The organism is Rhodovulum euryhalinum (genome assembly GCF_004342445.1).
In the GTDB taxonomy this organism is placed as follows: Bacteria; Pseudomonadota; Alphaproteobacteria; order Rhodobacterales; family Rhodobacteraceae; genus Rhodovulum; species Rhodovulum euryhalinum.
Genome location: NZ_SLWW01000006.1, coordinates 191,841 through 208,026, shown reverse-complemented (window position 1 = coordinate 208,026; position 16,186 = coordinate 191,841). Strand labels below are relative to the sequence as shown.

Here is a 16,186-nt window from a genome sequence, read left to right as displayed (position 1 = left end):
TCTATGGCCCCTGTTTGCGCCGCGGGAACGGGTAAGGGGCAGATCAAGCAGCGCACCCCCACCGGCACGCTCAGAAATCGGCGTGGGTGTAGCAGAGGCAACGAAACCTCGCAACCGCCTATAGGGCCTTATTCGCGCCAGAGTCACGGTCGCGCCGCAGGCATGCGTTGGCAAGCGAAAAGGCCCGTGGCGGACGTGGCGTGGCGGCGCATGCTGCGGGGCAGCGATTCCCTTGATTGACTGGGGCTCAGGCGGGTTCGGCGCCGGGCTTGGGCAGCCCTTCGAGGATGCGCAGGGGACGGGGCATGTCGGCCCTTACCGAAAGCCCCGTGGGCCGGTAGACGCGCTTGGTTGCCTCGACGATCAGCACACCGCCCGCGTAATAGGCAGAGATGCGGCGGCCCGCGTTTTCCCACATGCTCGCCGTCCTCAGCCAGAATCGCCGGGCCGTCGGCGGCGCGAACAGCGCCGCGCGGTGACTCTCGGGCTCGAAGCCGTGGTGGCGCAATTGCGATTCGAGTTGGCCATTGGAATAGGGCCGCCCGAACCCGAAGGGCGTGCCGTCGCGCCGCGCCCAGAGCCCCGAGCGGTTCGGCACGATGAACAGCGCCCGCCCGCCCGGGCCAAGCACGCGCGCACACTCCTCAAGCACCGAGGTGGGGTTCTCGCTGGTCTCGAGCCCATGCAGCACGATCAGCTTGTCGACAAACCCGTCCGGCAGCGGCCAGGACGTCTCCTCGCACAGCACCGACACATTCTCGGCCCCCGCGGGCCAGGGCATTACCCCCTGCTGGCCCGGCATCAGCGCGATCACCCGCCGCGCGTCCACAGTGAAGGGCCGCAACAGCGGCACGGCAAAGCCGAAGCCCGCAACCGTCTGGCCCTTGGCCTCGGGCCAGATGTCCACCACCTGGTCGCGTATTGCCCGTTGCGCCACGCGCCCCAGATTGGTGCGGTAGTAAAAGTTCCTCAGGTCCAGAACGTCCAGATGCATTGCGGCGCGTGCTGCCTTTGGGCCAGTGTCTCGGGAACCAAGATAACGACGCGGAGCGAGATTGCCATGCCCCTGGAGATCGTCACCATCCCCTGCCTCGGCGACAACTACGCGTATCTCGTCCACGACGCCGCGACGGGTGCCACGGCAGTCGTCGATGCCCCCGAGGCCGCACCAATCGCTGCGGCGCTGGCCGATCGCGGCTGGCGGCTGACCGACATCCTGGTCACCCATCACCACCACGACCACGTGGGCGGGGTCGAACCGCTCAGGTCGGCCCATGGCGCCCGTGTGGTGGGGGCTGCGTCCGACGCCCACCGACTGCCGCCGCTCGACCTCGCCGTAGCCGAGGGCGACACGGTGACGATCGGCGGCGAGACGGGGCATGTGCTGGACGTCTGGGGTCACACGGTCGGCCACATCGCCTACCACTTTCCCGCCTCCGGCGCGGTCTTTACCGCCGACAGCCTGATGGCGCTGGGCTGCGGACGGGTGTTCGAGGGGACGGCCGAGATGATGTGGGCGAGCCTTGGCAAGCTTGCCGCGCTACCGCCCGAGACACTGGTCTTTTCGGGCCACGAGTACACCGCCACCAACGGCCGCTTCGCGTTGACCATCGAACCGGACAACCCCGCGCTCCTGGCGCGCGTCGAGGACGTCGCCGCGCGGCGCGCCGCGGGCCAGCCCACGGTGCCCTCGCGGCTGTCCGAGGAACTCGCCACCAATCCGTTCCTGCGTGCCGGGCGCCCCGAGGTCAAGGAAGCGGTCGGGATGGCAGGAGCGGCCGATGCGGCGGTTTTCGGCGAGATCCGGGGGCGCAAGGACCGATTTTGACCAAGGGAAATGCCGAAAAACAGGGCGTTTCCGTTGCCGCGGTCAAGATTTGAACAGAAAAAACTTGAAGCGCGCCAGCAAACACCAAAACTTAATCTCAAGAGGCCATGGTTGAGACAGGGTGTCGCCCCGATCGGCCGCATGCAGAAAGGAGCACGTCTCGTGCCTTCGTTTTCGAACACACTCGAGCAAGCCATCCACGCCGCGCTCGCGTTGGCCAATGCCCGACGGCATGAACTGGCCACGCTCGAGCATCTTCTGCTGGCGCTGATCGACGAGCCGGACGCCGCAAAGGTGATGAAGGCGTGTTCGGTCGACCTGGACGATCTGCGCAAGACCCTGACCGAGTTCATCGAGGACGAGCTTTCGACGCTCGTCACCGATATCGAGGGGTCCGAAGCGGTGCCGACCGCCGCCTTCCAGCGCGTGATCCAGCGCGCCGCGATCCATGTGCAAAGCTCGGGCCGCACCGAGGTGACCGGTGCGAACGTGCTGGTCGCGATCTTCGCGGAACGGGAGTCGAACGCCGCCTACTTCCTGCAGGAGCAGGACATGACGCGCTATGACGCGGTGAACTTCATCGCCCATGGCGTGGCCAAGGACCCCTCGTTCGGCGAGCATCGCCCCGTCACCGGAGCCAGCGATTTCGAGGAAGAGGTTCAGCCGAACGGCCAGTCCGAAAGCAGTGACGGCCGGGAATCCGCGCTGTCGAAATATTGCGTGGACCTGAACGCCAAGGCCAAGAAGGGTGACGTCGATCCGCTGATCGGCCGCGAGCAGGAGGTGGAGCGCTGCATCCAGGTCCTGTGCCGTCGGCGCAAGAACAACCCGCTTCTGGTGGGCGATCCGGGCGTCGGCAAGACCGCCATCGCCGAAGGCCTCGCGCGCAAGATCGTCAAGGGCGAGACGCCGGACGTGCTTGCAAAGTCGACGATCTACTCGCTCGACATGGGCGCGCTGCTCGCTGGCACCCGCTATCGGGGCGATTTCGAGGAACGGCTGAAGGCCGTGGTGAACGAGCTTGAGGACCATGCCGACGCGATCCTCTTCATCGATGAAATCCACACGGTGATCGGCGCGGGTGCGACCTCGGGCGGCGCGATGGATGCCTCGAACCTGCTCAAGCCCGCGCTGCAGGGTGGCAAGCTGCGCTGCATGGGCTCGACCACCTACAAGGAATTCCGCCAGCATTTCGAAAAGGACCGCGCGCTGTCCCGCCGGTTCCAGAAGATCGACGTGAACGAGCCCACGGTCGAAGACGCGGTCAAGATCCTCAAGGGCATCAAGCCCTATTTCGAGGAACACCATGACGTGAAATACACCTCGGATGCGATCCGCACCGCGGTGGAACTGTCCGCGCGCTACATCCATGACCGCAAGCTGCCCGACAAGGCGATCGACGTGATCGACGAGGCGGGCGCGGCCCAGCATCTTCTGGCCGAAAGCAAGCGGCGCAAGACCATCGGCACCCGCGAAATCGAGGCCGTGGTGGCCAAGATCGCGCGCATCCCGCCGAAGAATGTCAGCAAGGACGATGCCAGGGTGCTGAAGGATCTCGAAGCAACGCTCAAGCGCGTGGTCTTCGGACAGGACAAGGCCATCGAGGCGCTGGCGTCTGCGATCAAGCTGGCCCGCGCCGGGCTGCGCGAACCGGAAAAACCGATCGGCAACTACCTCTTCGCCGGGCCCACGGGCGTCGGCAAGACCGAGGTGGCCAAGCAGCTTGCCTCGACGCTGGGCGTGGAACTGCTGCGCTTCGACATGTCGGAATACATGGAGAAGCATGCGGTCAGCCGCCTGATCGGCGCGCCGCCCGGCTATGTCGGCTTTGACCAGGGCGGGCTTCTGACCGACGGCGTGGACCAGAACCCACACTGCGTACTTCTGCTCGACGAGATCGAGAAGGCGCATCCGGACGTGTTCAACATCCTGTTGCAGGTGATGGACCACGGCAAGCTGACCGACCACAACGGCCGGCAGGTCGATTTCCGCAACGTGGTGCTGATCATGACCTCGAACGCGGGCGCCGCCGAACAGGCCAAGGCCGCCATCGGCTTCGGCCGCGACCGGCGCGAGGGCGAGGACACGGCCGCCATCGAGCGGACCTTCACGCCCGAATTCCGCAACCGTCTGGACGCGGTTATCAGCTTCCAGCCGCTGCCCAAGGAGGTCATCCTGCAGGTGGTCGAGAAGTTCGTCCTGCAGCTCGAGGCGCAGCTCATGGACCGCAACGTGACCATCGAACTGACGAAACCCGCGGCCGAGTGGCTGGCGGACAAGGGCTATGACGACAAGATGGGCGCACGCCCCCTGAGCCGCGTGATCCAGGAGACAATCAAGAAGCCTTTGGCCGAGGAACTCCTTTTCGGCAAGCTCGCCAAGGGTGGCGTGGTCAAGGTCGGCATAAAGGATGGCGAGATCGACCTGCAGATCGAGGAACCCGAGAAACGCCGCATCGACTCGAAGAAACCGCCGTTGCTGACGGCCGAGTAATCCTCGGCGCAATCGCGGCGCTTGCCTTGTCCCTCGCGGCCCGCCCGGCCGCGGGGGATATTCTTCTGGCGGTCCCTCTCGATTGCTGGCCGGGTTACGACTGCACGATCCTTGCCCATGTCGACCGCGACCCGGGGCCCGGGACGGCGGACTATACCTGCGGACCGCTCAGCCGGGACGGGCTCGTCCGGACCGAGTTCGCCGCTCCGCCCGGCACCGCGGTCCTGGCCCCTGCCCCGGGCACCGTCATCGCGCTGCGCGATGGTCTGACAGACACCCCCCAGCCCACCGACAACACGACACCTGCCGATTGCGGCAACGGCGTCGTCATCGACCATGGCGCCCACTGGCAGACCCGCTACTGCCACCTCGCCCAGGGCAGCGTCGCCGTTCCCCTAGGCCGGCGGGTCGCCAAGGGAACCCGGCTTGGCAGTGTCGGCACCAGCGGCGGGGCGGGGCGCGCAATGCTGGGCTTCGAACTGCGGCGACGGGGTTCGGTCGTAGACCCCTTCGCCCCGGACGATCCTGTAGCCTGCGACGGGCGGCCCCGGCGAACGCTCTGGCAGGCCCCTCCAGCGTATCCCCGCCGGGACGGCGCGTTCTAGCGATTGCGTTCTTTGCCCCGCGGCGTACCCGGTCGCGGCGCCCGGGTTTCAGGATTTCCCGGAACCGCCCCAGGTGCGGCGAAGGTCCAGCACCGTGGCGGCATAGGCCAGGACCAGCACGATCACAGCCCCGGCGAGAAACAGGCCCAGCGCAACCGCCATGGCCGCACCGCCCTCTGCTGCCAGCCCGCCCGGCAGATCACCGGTCACCAGCACCACGCCGATTGTCGCCGCGAAGACAACCGCCAGCGCCACGGCGGCACCCTGCGTGGCCCGCCCGATCCCGCGGCCGCGAGCACGCAGCGCACGACGCGACGCCCTCAGTTGCCGGCCTGCATCCTGCTGGATCGCCAGAAGCGCCGGAACCACCAGCAGCACCAGCACCATCCCGAAGCCCAGCCCGTAGACCAACGTGATCACCGTCGGCTTGAGGAATTGCGCCTGCTGGGACTTCTCGAACAGAAGCGGCGCAAGCCCCAGGACCGTGGTCAACGTCGTCAGCACAACCGGCCGCAGCCGGTCGGCCGCCCCGTCCACAATGGCGGGCAACAGCCCCCGCGTCTCGGCGTATTCGTCCACCGTGCTGACCAGCACGATCGAGTCGTTGATGATGATCCCCACCATCCCGATCAGCCCCACCACGGTGAACATCGACAAGGGCACGTCCCAGACCAGGTGGCCGTAGATCGTGCCGACCAGCCCGAAGGGAATGATCGCCATCACCACCACCGGCCGCGACCAGCTGGCGAAGATCCAGGCGAGCGTCAGATAGATGCCGATCAGCCCGAAGATCAGCCCCAGCAGCGCGTCGGCCATGAACTCGGACTCCTGTTCGGACAGGCCCGAGAGGCGCCAGGCGACGCCGTGATCCGTCTCGATCCGGGGCAGGATCACGTCTTCGATCTCGCGCATGATCTCTTCGGCCCGGGCGGGGTCGTCCTCGGAAATATCGCCGGTGACCGACACGACGCGCAGCCCGTTCTCGCGCCGCACCGTCGAAAAGCCGGTGCGGCTCTCGACCGAGACGATGTCGGCCAGCGGCAGGTATTCGCCCGAGGGCGCGCGCAGCAATGTCCGCTCGAGGAAATCGGCGGTCAATTCGTCCTCGGGCAGTTCCACCCGGATTGCGGCCGAACGCGGCCCGTCGGGATAGGTCGCCGCCTCGATCCCGTTCAGGCGATGGCGCAGCACGCGGCCAAGCTCCTCCATGGTGAAGCCCAGCGCCGCACCCTGGGGCGTCAGGTCAAGGATCAGCTCGTCCTTGTCATAGGCCATCGAATCCTCGACCGCCGATACCTCGCCATACTGCGCAAGCGCGGTCTTCAGCGCCTCGGCGGCCGATTTCAGTGTACCGGCATCCGCCCCGTAGAACTGCACGTCGATCGCATCGCCCCCGGGCCCGGACCGCCAGCCGCGGAAGCTGACGGTTTCGGCCTTGGGGTGCTGGCGCACCTCGTCCTGCAGCTCGGCCACGAACTGGAACGACGAATAGGGACGCAGGTCCGGGTCGATCAGTTCGATCGCAATCGAGCCCAGCAGGTCGGCGTCCTTGGTGTCGGCGCCCGCCAGCCCGGGGCCGGTGTTCCCGCCGATCTCGGCGATCACGTAGTCGAGGGGGTTCACGCCATGTTCGGCCTCGTAGCGCGCCGCCACCGCATCGGCCGCGCGCTGCATCTCGCGCATCATCGACAGCGTGTCGGCACGGCTCGCACCCGGCAGCATGGCGAAATTGCCCGAGACGGAACTCTGCTCGGGCGCGTTGAAGAACCGCCAAGGCACGTCACCCCGGATCAGCAGAGCCACCTGGCTGGCCAGCAGCAGGATCGTCAGCGCCAGGACCGGATAGCGCCCCCGGATCACAAGCTGCATGAAGCGCCGAAAGATCCGTTCCCGAAACCAGCGAAACCCGCGGTTGAAGACGCGCGAAGGCGCGTCGTACCAGTGTTCCCTGGCGGAGTGGGCCAGCGCGTGCGCCATGTGGTTGGGCAGGATCAGAAAGCACTCGACCAGCGAGGCGGTCAGCACCGCGATCACGGTAAAGGGGATGTCGGCGATCATGTTGCCCATGCGCCCGCCGATCACCACCAGCGCAAGAAAGGCGATGATCGTGGTCAGCGTGGCCGAGAAGACCGGCGCGGCCATCCGGCGCGCGGCGTTCTCGGCGGCGGTGACGGGATCCTCGCCCAGACGCCGGACGCGGAAATCGGCGTGCTCGCCCACCACGATGGCGTCGTCCACCACGATGCCCAGCGTGATGATCAGCGCAAAAAGCGAGATCATGTTGATCGTGAGGCCAAAGGCATACATCAGCGCCACGGTTGCCAGCATCGCCACCGGGATGCCCGCCGCCACCCAGAAGGCCGTGCGCGCGTTCAGGAACAGGAACAAGAGCGCCAGCACCAGGCCCAGCCCCATCAGCCCGTTGTCCAGCAGGATGTCGAGCCGGCCCGAGATATACTCGGCCCGGGTGCGGATCAGTTCGACCGAAACGCCCGCGGGCAGCGTTGTTCGCAGCTCGGCCGCGACCTCCTCGACCTGGCGCTGCATCTCGATCGCATCACCCTTGTCGGACCGGTCCACGCGGATCGAGATCGCAGGATCCTCGCGCACGAAATAGGTGCGTTCGCGGTCCGCGCCCTCGACTCGCACGGTCGCGATGTCGGCGATGGTCAGTTTCGACCCGTCGTCGTTCGACCGCAGCACCAGCCCCCCGATCTCGTCGGCGCTGCGCTTCTCGACGCCGGTGCGAACCCGCGCATTGCCGCCCGAGACGTCGCCTGCGGGGTCGGTCGCGGCCTCGGCCGCAATGACCTGGGCGATCTCGGCCATCGAGATGTCGTGCCGGATCAGTTCGGATGACGGAACCTCGACGATGGTTTCGGGTGCGGCAAGGCCCTGGATCGTTGTGCGCGTCACTCCCACGGCAAACAGGCGCGCCACCAGTTCGTCGGCGAAACGGGCCAGTTGGTCCACGCCGACCGGGCCGGTGATGACGACATCGGTCACCCGGTCACGCCAGGCACCGCGGCGCACCTCGGGTTCCTCGGCCTCTTCGGGCAGGTCGGTGATGCTGTCGACGGCCACCTGCACATCGTCTGCGGCGCGGCCCATGTCCCAGCCGGGTTCGAAATCCAGCGTGACCATGGCCCGGCCCTCGGAGGACCGCGACTGGGTTTCCTCGACCCCCTCGACCGCCATCAGCGCGGGTTCCAGAAGCTGCACGATCCCGGCATCCACGTCCTCGGCACCCGCGCCTTCCCAGGTGATCGAAACCGTCACGCTGTCGATCACGACATCGGGAAAGAACTGGGCCCGCATCCGCGGCATGGCGGCAAGGCCAAGGGCGATCAGCACGACGAGCAGCAGGTTCGCGGCCGTCCGGTGGCGAGTGAAGTAGGACAGCACGCCCCCGGCCGCGCTGGGAACAAGTCGTGCCAAGGGCCTAGCCCCCCATCCGGGATTCGATCCGCTCGACAACCCGAGCGGGGACTTGCGACTGTTCAAGTTGCGCCCGGACGCGCGCCTTGGCCTCTTGCGGCATCATCGGGTTCGATTCGATGAAAGTGATCAGCGCCGCCCGGCGCTCGGGCGTCAGTTCGACCATGTCGGGCTGGGCGGGCGCGGCGGCGGCATCCCCGGCCCCGGGGCGCAGCGGGCGTACCCTGATACCCGCTCCCAGCAGCGGCGAGCGTTCGGTCACCACCTCGCGGCCGTAAAGCCCGGACGCCCGCACGATCACCTCGTCGCCCTGACGGCGCAGAAGCTCGACCCGGTGCAATTCAAGCCGGTCGTCGGCCGCCAGAACCAGAACCTCGGACGCGGAACTGACCGCCGTCGCGGGCAACCGCGCGACCGACTCGAGCGGCGGCTCCTCGACCCGCACGGTCACGAAATCGCCGGGGCGGAACCCCGGCGCCGCATCGAGATCGGCATAAAGCATCCGGCCCACCTGCCCCTCGGCCACGGATCCGCTCTCGCGGGTCAGCCGCCCCGTCGCGGTCAGGTCGGCCCCGAACACGTCCAGAACGACCGACACCGTGGCCGGGCGCAAGGCGCCATTCGCGTCGATGAGCCTTGTGTATTGCTCGGTCGAGACGCGGAACGCGACCTCTAGCGCGCCTGCGTCGATCAGGTCGGCCACCCGCTCGTTCGTCGAGACCAGCCCGCCCTCGACCAGGCTCACGTCGCTCAGCGTGCCGGAAAAGGTCGCGTAAAGCTCGGTATCGGCCAGCGCCCGCTCGGCCTCGGCCAGGCGGATGCGCGCGCGGTCGAGCCCCGTGCGCGCGGTCGCAAGCGCCGCCTCGGCCTGGGCTTGCGCCTGGCGGCGGGCGACCACGGCCTGGTTCGCGGCGGCGGCGGCCAGCGCCGCATCCTCGACCGCGGCATCGGTACCGACGCCGCGGGCGCGCAGATCCTCCTGCCGGGCCAGGGCCAGCTTGCGCAGCCGCGTCTGTTCCTCGGTCGCGGCCAGTTCCTCGCCGGCCAGTTCCAGCGTGCGCCGGGCGTCGCGCAGGTCGGCCTCGGCCTCGGACAGGTCGGTGCGCGCCACGTCCAGCGCCCATTGCGCGGTCGCGGGATCGACCCGCAGGATCAGTTCACCCGCCGCGACGCGCCCGCCCTCCTGAAAGGCGGGATGCAACTCGACCACCCGTCCGCCCGCCTCGGCGCGCAGCTCCAGCGTCCGCCGGGACTGCACCTCGCCAAAGGCGGTCAGCACGGGCGCAATGGTCTCGGGCGTCAAGGTCACGACATTCGCGGCAAAGACCCGCTCGCGGGCGGGGCGCTCGGCGGGCCGGTCGTTCAGGCGGGCCTGGATCGCCGAACTGACCATGTACCCGGCATAGCTCAGCAGACCGACCGTCAAGGCCACGAGGAACACCCCCACGAGGCTGCGGCGGAGAAATCTCATCTGCTGGCTTCCTTTCCGGCGCGGGGGATCAGTGGCGCGCACCAATCAGATAGTGGCAAGGCCCTGATCCGCCAAGCCACTTCCCCGTTACGGATAACGCTGTCATTTCCGTCGCCGGTGCTCGTCCAGACGCGGAAAAATCTCGACGAAGTTGCAGGGCCGGTGGCGGTAGTCGAACTGATGCACCAGGATCTCGTCCCAGGCGTCCTTGCAGGCACCGGGGCTGCCCGGCAGCGCGAAGAGATAGGTGCCCTGTGCCACGCCCCCGGTCGCGCGGCTCTGCACCGCCGAGGTGCCGATCTTCTGCATCGAGACGATGGTAAAGACCGTGGCGAAGGCCTCGATCTCCTTCTCGTAGACGTCCCGGTGCGCCTCCACCGTGACATCGCGGCCCGTCAGCCCGGTGCCGCCGGTGGAAATCACCACGTCGATCCCCGGATCGGCGCACCATTCCCGAAGCTGGCCCGCGATCTGCGCCCGCTCGTCGGGCAGGATGGTGCGGGCGGCAAGGATGTGGCCCGCCGCCGCGATCCGGTCGACCAGCGTCTGGCCCGAGCGGTCGTCCTCGGGCGTGCGGGTGTCCGACACGGTCAGCACGGCGATGCGGACGGGGATGAAGTCCTTGGTCTTTGCGCTGTGGCTCATGGCCGGGCTCCGATCTCGAACCAGTTGACGGTAGGGCCGAGGTTGACGACGCGGCTTTCGCCGATCATGCCCTCGCGCCCCCAGCAATCGTGGATGTGCCCGCATACCGCAAGCCGGGGCTGAACCCGCGCGATGGCGTCGCGGATCGCGACCGACCCGACCGGGAACCACCCCCCGGTGACATCGGCGATGCCCTTGGGCGGGGAGTGCAGCACCAGGATATCGGTCCGCTCGCACGCGGCCAGCCGCTCGGCCGCCTCGTCCTCGGTCATGTCGCAGGACCACGCCCCGAAGGGCGTCGGCGGGATGCCATAGCCCAGCCCGAAGAGCCGAAGCCCGCCGATCTCGCAGCCCTCGCCGTGCAGCACCGTGGCCCCGGGCGGCGCGGCCGCGCGCAGCTCGTCCGCGCTTTCGCAATTGCCGGGGACCATGACGCAGGGCGCGGCGATGCCCGACAGCATCGCCATCGCCCGATCCAGCCCCTCGCGCCGGTTGCAGAAATCCCCAGCCCCGATCACCAGGTCGGCCCGGGCCGAGGCGGCGACCAGCGCCTCGGCCGCGTCGTGTGACAGGTGCAGGTCGGAAAAGGCCAGGATCCTCATGGCGCCCCCCGCAATCGGGCCTGAAGCATCAAGAGGTCATGCCAGGCCTCGCGCTTGGCATGCGGGTTGCGCAGCAGGTAGGCCGGGTGGAACATCGGCAGCGCCGGCCGGCCCAGCGCCTGTGCCCAGTTCCCCCGAAGCCGCGTGATCCCCTTGCGGCCCAGCAGCGCGCCGCAGGAATGGTTGCCCATCAGGATGAGTATCCCGGGGTTCGCCAGATCCACGTGGCGTTTCAGAAAGGGCAGCATCATCGCCACCTCGGCCGGCTCGGGGTCGCGATTCTGCGGCGGGCGCCAGGGCAGGACATTGGTGATGTAAAGCGCGTGCCGGGGATCGGGCGAAGCGCGATCAAGGCCGATGCAGGCGAACATCCGGTCGAGCAACTGGCCCGCGCGCCCGACGAAGGGCTTGCCCTGGATGTCCTCGTCGCGGCCCGGCGCCTCGCCGATCACCATGACGCAGGCGGCCGGGTTGCCGTCGGAAAACACCAGCGACTTCGCGCCTTTCCTCAGTTCGCAATGGTCATAGGCTGCCATCGCGTCGCGCAGCGCCCCGAGATCACCCGTCGCGGCGGCGGCCATCCGCGCCACCTCGACCGGGTCGACGGCGCCGAAGGACGGGGCGTCCTCGGCCATTGCGGGCGCACGCGGCACCGCAACCGCTGGCCGGGCCGGGGGCACGGCCTCGTAGCGGTTCACCGGCGTCTCGCCGATCGCCTCGGTCGCGCCAAGCTCGATCTGCCATTCCAGAAGCGCCAGCGCAGTATGGGGGTCGAGTGCGGGGTCCATCGGCCCAAGGCTAGGCCGCCCCCGCGGCATCGGCAATGGCCATCGCGTCCCTTGCCGGGGCCGGGCGCGCTTTCTATAAGCGGGGCGATCTGGTCGGAGGCCCCATGACGTTCCGCTTGCGCCATCTTCTGGGCATCGAGCCGCTGACACCCGCGGATATCCGTACAATCCTCGATCTGGCAGACCAGTACGTCGACCTCAGCCGGGGCGCGTCGAAACATTCCGACGTGCTGGCGGGCCTGACGCAGATCAACATGTTCTTCGAGGCGTCGACCCGCACCCAGGCCAGTTTCGAGATCGCGGGCAAACGGCTGGGCGCGGACGTGATGAACATGGCGATGCAGGCGTCCAGCATCAAAAAGGGCGAGACGCTGATCGACACGGCGTTGACGCTGAACGCGATGCACCCCGACCTTCTGGTCGTGCGGCATCCGCAATCGGGCGCGGTGGACCTGCTGGCGCAAAAGGTCAACTGCGCGGTGCTGAACGCGGGCGACGGGCGGCACGAACACCCCACCCAGGCGCTGCTGGACGCGCTGACGATCCGCCGGGCCAAGGGGCGGCTGCACCGGCTGACGATTGCGATCTGTGGCGATATCGCGCACAGCCGCGTCGCCCGGTCGAACATCCTGCTGCTGGGCAAGATGGAGAACCGGGTGCGCCTGATCGGCCCGCCGACGCTGATCCCGGCCAAGGCGGCCGAGTTCGGGGTCGAGGTCTTCGACGACATGCGTGCTGGGCTGGAGGGCGCCGACGTGGTGATGATGCTGCGCCTCCAGAAGGAGCGGATGGATGGCGGCTTCATCCCCAGCGAGCGGGAATACTACCACCGCTTCGGGCTGGACGCCGAGAAGCTGGCCCACGCGAAGGACGACGCCATCGTGATGCATCCGGGGCCGATGAACCGGGGGGTCGAGATCGACGGGACGCTGGCCGACGACATCAACCGCAGCGTGATCCAGGAACAGGTGGAAATGGGCGTGGCGGTCCGTATGGCGGCGATGGACCTTCTGGCGCGGAACCTGCGGGCGGAACGGGCGGCCGGGGGGGGCGTCTATGTTTGACCCGAAAACCCCGATCGAACTGGAAGAGGGCGAACGTGTCGTCGCCAGATTTCGGGCCGACCGCAGCACCTATATCAAGGCGCATGTTCTCATGGCGGCGGTCGCCGGAATCGGTGCGACAGTGCTGCTGGCGCTTGTGGGAAATGCACACCCCTGGGTCGGGATCGTCGCTGCGATCCTCGGGATCGGGGTGCGGGGGACCTATCTGATGAGCGAGGAACTGGGCGCGGTCTGGACGCTGACCGACCGTGCTCTGATCGGCCCCGGCGGGCGGCGGGTGCTGCTGGAGAACATCGCCAAGGTGCGCAAGCTGGGCAGCGCGGCGCAGGTCATTACGCGCACGGGCAGCAAGCACCTGATAAAGTTCCTTGCCGAGCCCGACGCAGTGGTGAACCGGATCGACGCGGCCAAGGGGGCGCAGGCATGAGGACGCTGTTTGCCAATGCCCGGCTGATCGACCCCGAGGCCGGGACCGACGCGCCGGGCTGGCTGCTGATCGAGGGCGAGACGATCCTTGCCACCGGTAGGGGCGACGCGCCGCCCGCAGAGGCGGTGATCGACTGTGCCGGGCGCTGCCTCGCCCCGGGCATCGTCGATATCGGGGTGAAGGTCTGCGAACCGGGCGAGCGGCACAAGGAAAGCTTCGGCTCGGCGGGGGCGGCGGCGGCGGCGGGCGGGGTGACCACGATGGTCACCCGGCCCGACACGGCACCGGCCATCGACACGCCCGAGGTTCTGGAATTCGTCACCCGCCGCGCCCGCGACGCCTCGCCCGTCCGGATCAAGCCCATGGCCGCGCTGACCAAGGGCCGCGAGGGGCGCGAGATGACCGAGATCGGCTTTCTGATGGATGCGGGCGCTGTCGCCTTCACCGATGGCGACCGGGTGGTCGAGAACACCAAGGTCCTGTCCCGCGCGATGACCTATGCGCGCAGCCTCGGCGCGCTGGTGATCGCGCATCCGCAGGATCCGGGCCTGTCGGACGGGGCCTGCGCGACCACGGGAAAGTTCGCCTCGCTGAGGGGCCTGCCCGCCGTTTCGCCGATGGCCGAACGCATGGCGCTCGACCGCGACCTTGCGCTGGTCGAGATGACGGGCGTGAAGTACCACGCCGACCAGATCACCACGGACCGCGCCCTGCCCGCGCTGGACCGCGCCAAGCAGAACGGCCGCGACGTGACCGCCGGCGTGTCGATCCACCACCTGACGCTGAACGAACTCGACGTCGGCGACTACCGCACCTTCTTCAAGGTCAAGCCGCCGCTCAGGGCCGAGACCGACCGGGTGGCGCTGGTCGAGGCGGTTTCAAGCGGGCTGATCGACGTGATCTCGTCGATGCACACGCCGCAGGACGAGGAATCGAAGCGCCTGCCCTACGAGGAGGCCGCGAGCGGTGCGGTGGGGCTGGAGACGCTTCTGCCCGCGGCGCTGCGCCTGTATCACGCCGGCGCGATCGACCTGCCGCGGCTCTGGCGGGCGCTGTCGCTGAACCCGTCGCGGCGGCTGGGGCTGGCCACCGGGCGGCTGGCCCGGGGCACGCCCGCCGACCTGGTGATGTTCGACCCGGATGCACCCTTCGTGCTGGATCGTTTCACCCTGCGGTCGAAATCCAGGAACACGCCCTTTGACGGGGCCCGGATGCAGGGCCGGGTTCTCGGCACCTGGGTCGCGGGCACCCGCGTCCACGAGAAAGGCTGAGCCCATGCCCGCGATCGAAGCCGCGCCCCTGATCCTCGGCCTCGTCGCGCTGGCGGCCTACCTGCTGGGGGCGGTGCCCTTCGGCATCGTCATGGCGCGGCTCTTCGGGCTGGGGGATCTCAGGAAGATCGGGTCGGGCAATATTGGCGCGACCAACGTGCTGCGCACCGGCAACAAGCTGGCGGCCCTGCTGACCCTGGTTCTGGACGCGGGCAAGGGCGGCATCGCGGTGCTGGTCGCGCGCGCGCTGGCGGGCGAGGACGCCGCGCAACTGGCGGGATTCGCGGCCTTTCTCGGCCATCTCTTCCCGGTCTACCTGGGCTTCAGGGGCGGCAAGGGGGTCGCGACCTTCCTCGGCACGTTGCTGGCGCTGGCCTGGCCGGTGGGGCTGGCGGCCTGTGGCACCTGGCTCGCCGTGGCGGCGGCGCTGCGCTATTCCTCGCTGTCCGCGCTGGTGGCGGCGGGGCTTGCGCCGGTCTGGGCGGTGCTGCTCGGCCGGGGCGAAATGGCGGTCCTCGGCGTCGTGCTTGCGGTGCTGATCTATGTCCGCCACGCCGCCAACATCCGCCGCCTGATCGCCGGCACCGAGCCGAAGATCGGCAAGAAGGGCTGATGTCACCGGCGAGGCGGCCGGGTGACCGCAGGGTGGGGTTTCCCTGACCCTGCGTCATTTCCGCTTTGTCGCCGGTCGGCATGCACCTATTGTAATTCCAGACAAGCACATCCTTTTCTTGGCTCGGCGCCCCCTCGGGGCAGAGTTCGATCCCTCACCGGAGGTCGGATATGGATACGTTTTTCTGGTTGGTGCTCGCCACGGGCCTCACGGTGACCGGCGATTATCTCATCAAGCTGTCCACCGGTCACGCCGACGGAATGACCTCGTCGGTGTTCCTGATCGGCGCAGTCTGCTACGGCATCCCGGCGATCGCGTGGTATTTCATGATGCAGCAACATTCGCTGGCGATGATCGGCGTGCTTTATTCCTCGGCAACGCTGGTCATCCTCGCCCTGCTGGGCATCGTGGTCTTCAAGGAGGCCGCAACCTGGCGCGACGCGCTGGGAATCGGGCTGGCACTCGCGGCGGTGGCCGTCATGCATGGGGGCGACTGAGACCACGCGTCGTCCGTGATCTCAATGCCGTCCTCGATCGCGTGCAGGAAGCGGCGGTCCTCCGGCAACTGGCCTCAGTTCGGACAGGGCGCGCGGTAGGTTCCACCGGTACGTTGGTCGCGATAGAGGCAGGTCCGGTTGCTCGACCTGTTGCCAGCATTGGCGCCGATGGCCGTGCCGGCCGCAGCGCCGGCCAGCGCAGCCGCGGTCCTGCCACTGCCGGAGCCGATCTGGCTACCAACGGCCGCGCCCGTCAGGGCGCCGGTCGCGGCGTTAATGTTCCGGTCATCGGTGCAGCCCGCCATCACGGCCATCGAGCCACCAAGAACGCCGGTCAAAAAGAGACTTCTCAACATGGTTTTCCTTCCCGTCGACTGACGCGCACCCTGCCCCCGCCCTTCCGAACGTTGGGCCAGGCGCTGGACAAGGACTCACCTGACCGGA

15 protein-coding genes are annotated in these 16,186 nt (G+C 68.2%); 8 read left to right on the top strand and 7 right to left on the bottom strand.

What is annotated here, in order from left to right:
- Positions 1-247: 247 nt before the first annotated feature.
- Positions 248-994 (bottom strand): class I SAM-dependent methyltransferase, encoded by a 747-nt coding sequence (locus EV655_RS09330; RefSeq protein ID WP_132544096.1) that lies wholly within the window; start codon positions 992-994, stop codon positions 248-250.
- 66 nt (positions 995-1,060) lie between these two features.
- Here EV655_RS09330 and gloB point away from each other — a divergent pair, with 66 nt between their 5' ends.
- The 3 genes from gloB to EV655_RS09315 all read left to right on the top strand — a co-directional run bounded on the left by gloB (position 1,061) and on the right by EV655_RS09315 (position 4,926).
- A complete protein-coding gene (gloB, locus tag EV655_RS09325) occupies positions 1,061-1,828 on the top strand; it encodes a hydroxyacylglutathione hydrolase (RefSeq protein WP_132544094.1) in 768 nt (255 codons plus the stop codon).
- A 162-nt stretch (positions 1,829-1,990) separates the two neighbouring features.
- On the top strand, positions 1,991-4,321 hold the full coding sequence (gene clpA / locus EV655_RS09320) for an ATP-dependent Clp protease ATP-binding subunit ClpA (RefSeq protein WP_132544092.1): 2,331 nt from the start codon (positions 1,991-1,993) through the stop codon (positions 4,319-4,321).
- Positions 4,322-4,347: 26 nt separating this feature from the next.
- A complete protein-coding gene (locus EV655_RS09315) occupies positions 4,348-4,926 on the top strand; it encodes a M23 family metallopeptidase (RefSeq protein ID WP_165905314.1) in 579 nt (192 codons plus the stop codon).
- A gap of 48 nt (positions 4,927-4,974) precedes the next feature.
- Here EV655_RS09315 and EV655_RS09310 read toward each other — a convergent pair whose 3' ends face one another.
- From EV655_RS09310 to EV655_RS09290, 5 genes are all read right to left on the bottom strand, one after another.
- Positions 4,975-8,364, bottom strand: coding sequence for an efflux RND transporter permease subunit (locus EV655_RS09310; protein ID WP_132544088.1), 3,390 nt, complete (start codon positions 8,362-8,364; stop codon positions 4,975-4,977).
- A 4-nt stretch (positions 8,365-8,368) separates the two neighbouring features.
- The gene (locus EV655_RS09305) at positions 8,369-9,835 is read right to left on the bottom strand and encodes an efflux RND transporter periplasmic adaptor subunit (protein WP_132544086.1); all 1,467 of its coding nucleotides are present in this window, start codon (positions 9,833-9,835) and stop codon (positions 8,369-8,371) included.
- Positions 9,836-9,937: 102 nt separating this feature from the next.
- Positions 9,938-10,480, bottom strand: a complete 543-nt coding sequence (gene moaB / locus EV655_RS09300) for a molybdenum cofactor biosynthesis protein B (protein ID WP_132544084.1) — start codon at positions 10,478-10,480, stop codon at positions 9,938-9,940.
- Complete coding sequence (locus EV655_RS09295; RefSeq protein WP_132544082.1) at positions 10,477-11,082, bottom strand: metallophosphoesterase family protein; 606 nt, start codon at positions 11,080-11,082, stop codon at positions 10,477-10,479. Before EV655_RS09295 ends, moaB begins: the two co-directional genes overlap by 4 nt.
- Complete coding sequence (locus EV655_RS09290; RefSeq protein ID WP_132544080.1) at positions 11,079-11,870, bottom strand: uracil-DNA glycosylase; 792 nt, start codon at positions 11,868-11,870, stop codon at positions 11,079-11,081. The genes EV655_RS09295 and EV655_RS09290 overlap by 4 nt, the downstream gene beginning before the upstream one ends.
- A gap of 104 nt (positions 11,871-11,974) precedes the next feature.
- Here EV655_RS09290 and EV655_RS09285 point away from each other — a divergent pair, with 104 nt between their 5' ends.
- The 5 genes from EV655_RS09285 to EV655_RS09265 all read left to right on the top strand — a co-directional run bounded on the left by EV655_RS09285 (position 11,975) and on the right by EV655_RS09265 (position 15,742).
- Positions 11,975-12,934 carry an aspartate carbamoyltransferase catalytic subunit gene (locus EV655_RS09285; RefSeq protein ID WP_132544079.1) on the top strand — a complete coding sequence of 320 codons (960 nt, stop codon included), beginning with the start codon at positions 11,975-11,977 and terminating at the stop codon, positions 12,932-12,934.
- Positions 12,927-13,361: a hypothetical protein gene (locus EV655_RS09280; RefSeq protein ID WP_132544077.1), complete on the top strand. Its 435-nt coding sequence runs from the start codon at positions 12,927-12,929 to the stop codon at positions 13,359-13,361. Before EV655_RS09285 ends, EV655_RS09280 begins: the two co-directional genes overlap by 8 nt.
- On the top strand, positions 13,358-14,632 hold the full coding sequence (gene pyrC, locus EV655_RS09275; protein WP_132544075.1) for a dihydroorotase: 1,275 nt from the start codon (positions 13,358-13,360) through the stop codon (positions 14,630-14,632). The genes EV655_RS09280 and pyrC overlap by 4 nt, the downstream gene beginning before the upstream one ends.
- 4 nt (positions 14,633-14,636) lie before the next feature.
- Positions 14,637-15,245 (top strand): glycerol-3-phosphate 1-O-acyltransferase PlsY, encoded by a 609-nt coding sequence (plsY, locus tag EV655_RS09270; protein ID WP_132544073.1) that lies wholly within the window; start codon positions 14,637-14,639, stop codon positions 15,243-15,245.
- A gap of 149 nt (positions 15,246-15,394) precedes the next feature.
- Positions 15,395-15,742, top strand: coding sequence for an EamA family transporter (locus EV655_RS09265; protein WP_481404362.1), 348 nt, complete (start codon positions 15,395-15,397; stop codon positions 15,740-15,742).
- A 74-nt stretch (positions 15,743-15,816) separates the two neighbouring features.
- Here EV655_RS09265 and EV655_RS09260 read toward each other — a convergent pair whose 3' ends face one another.
- Entirely contained in the window at positions 15,817-16,098 is a 282-nt protein-coding gene (locus EV655_RS09260) for a glycine zipper 2TM domain-containing protein (RefSeq protein ID WP_132544070.1), read from the bottom strand.
- Between the last annotated feature and the right edge of the window lie 88 nt (positions 16,099-16,186).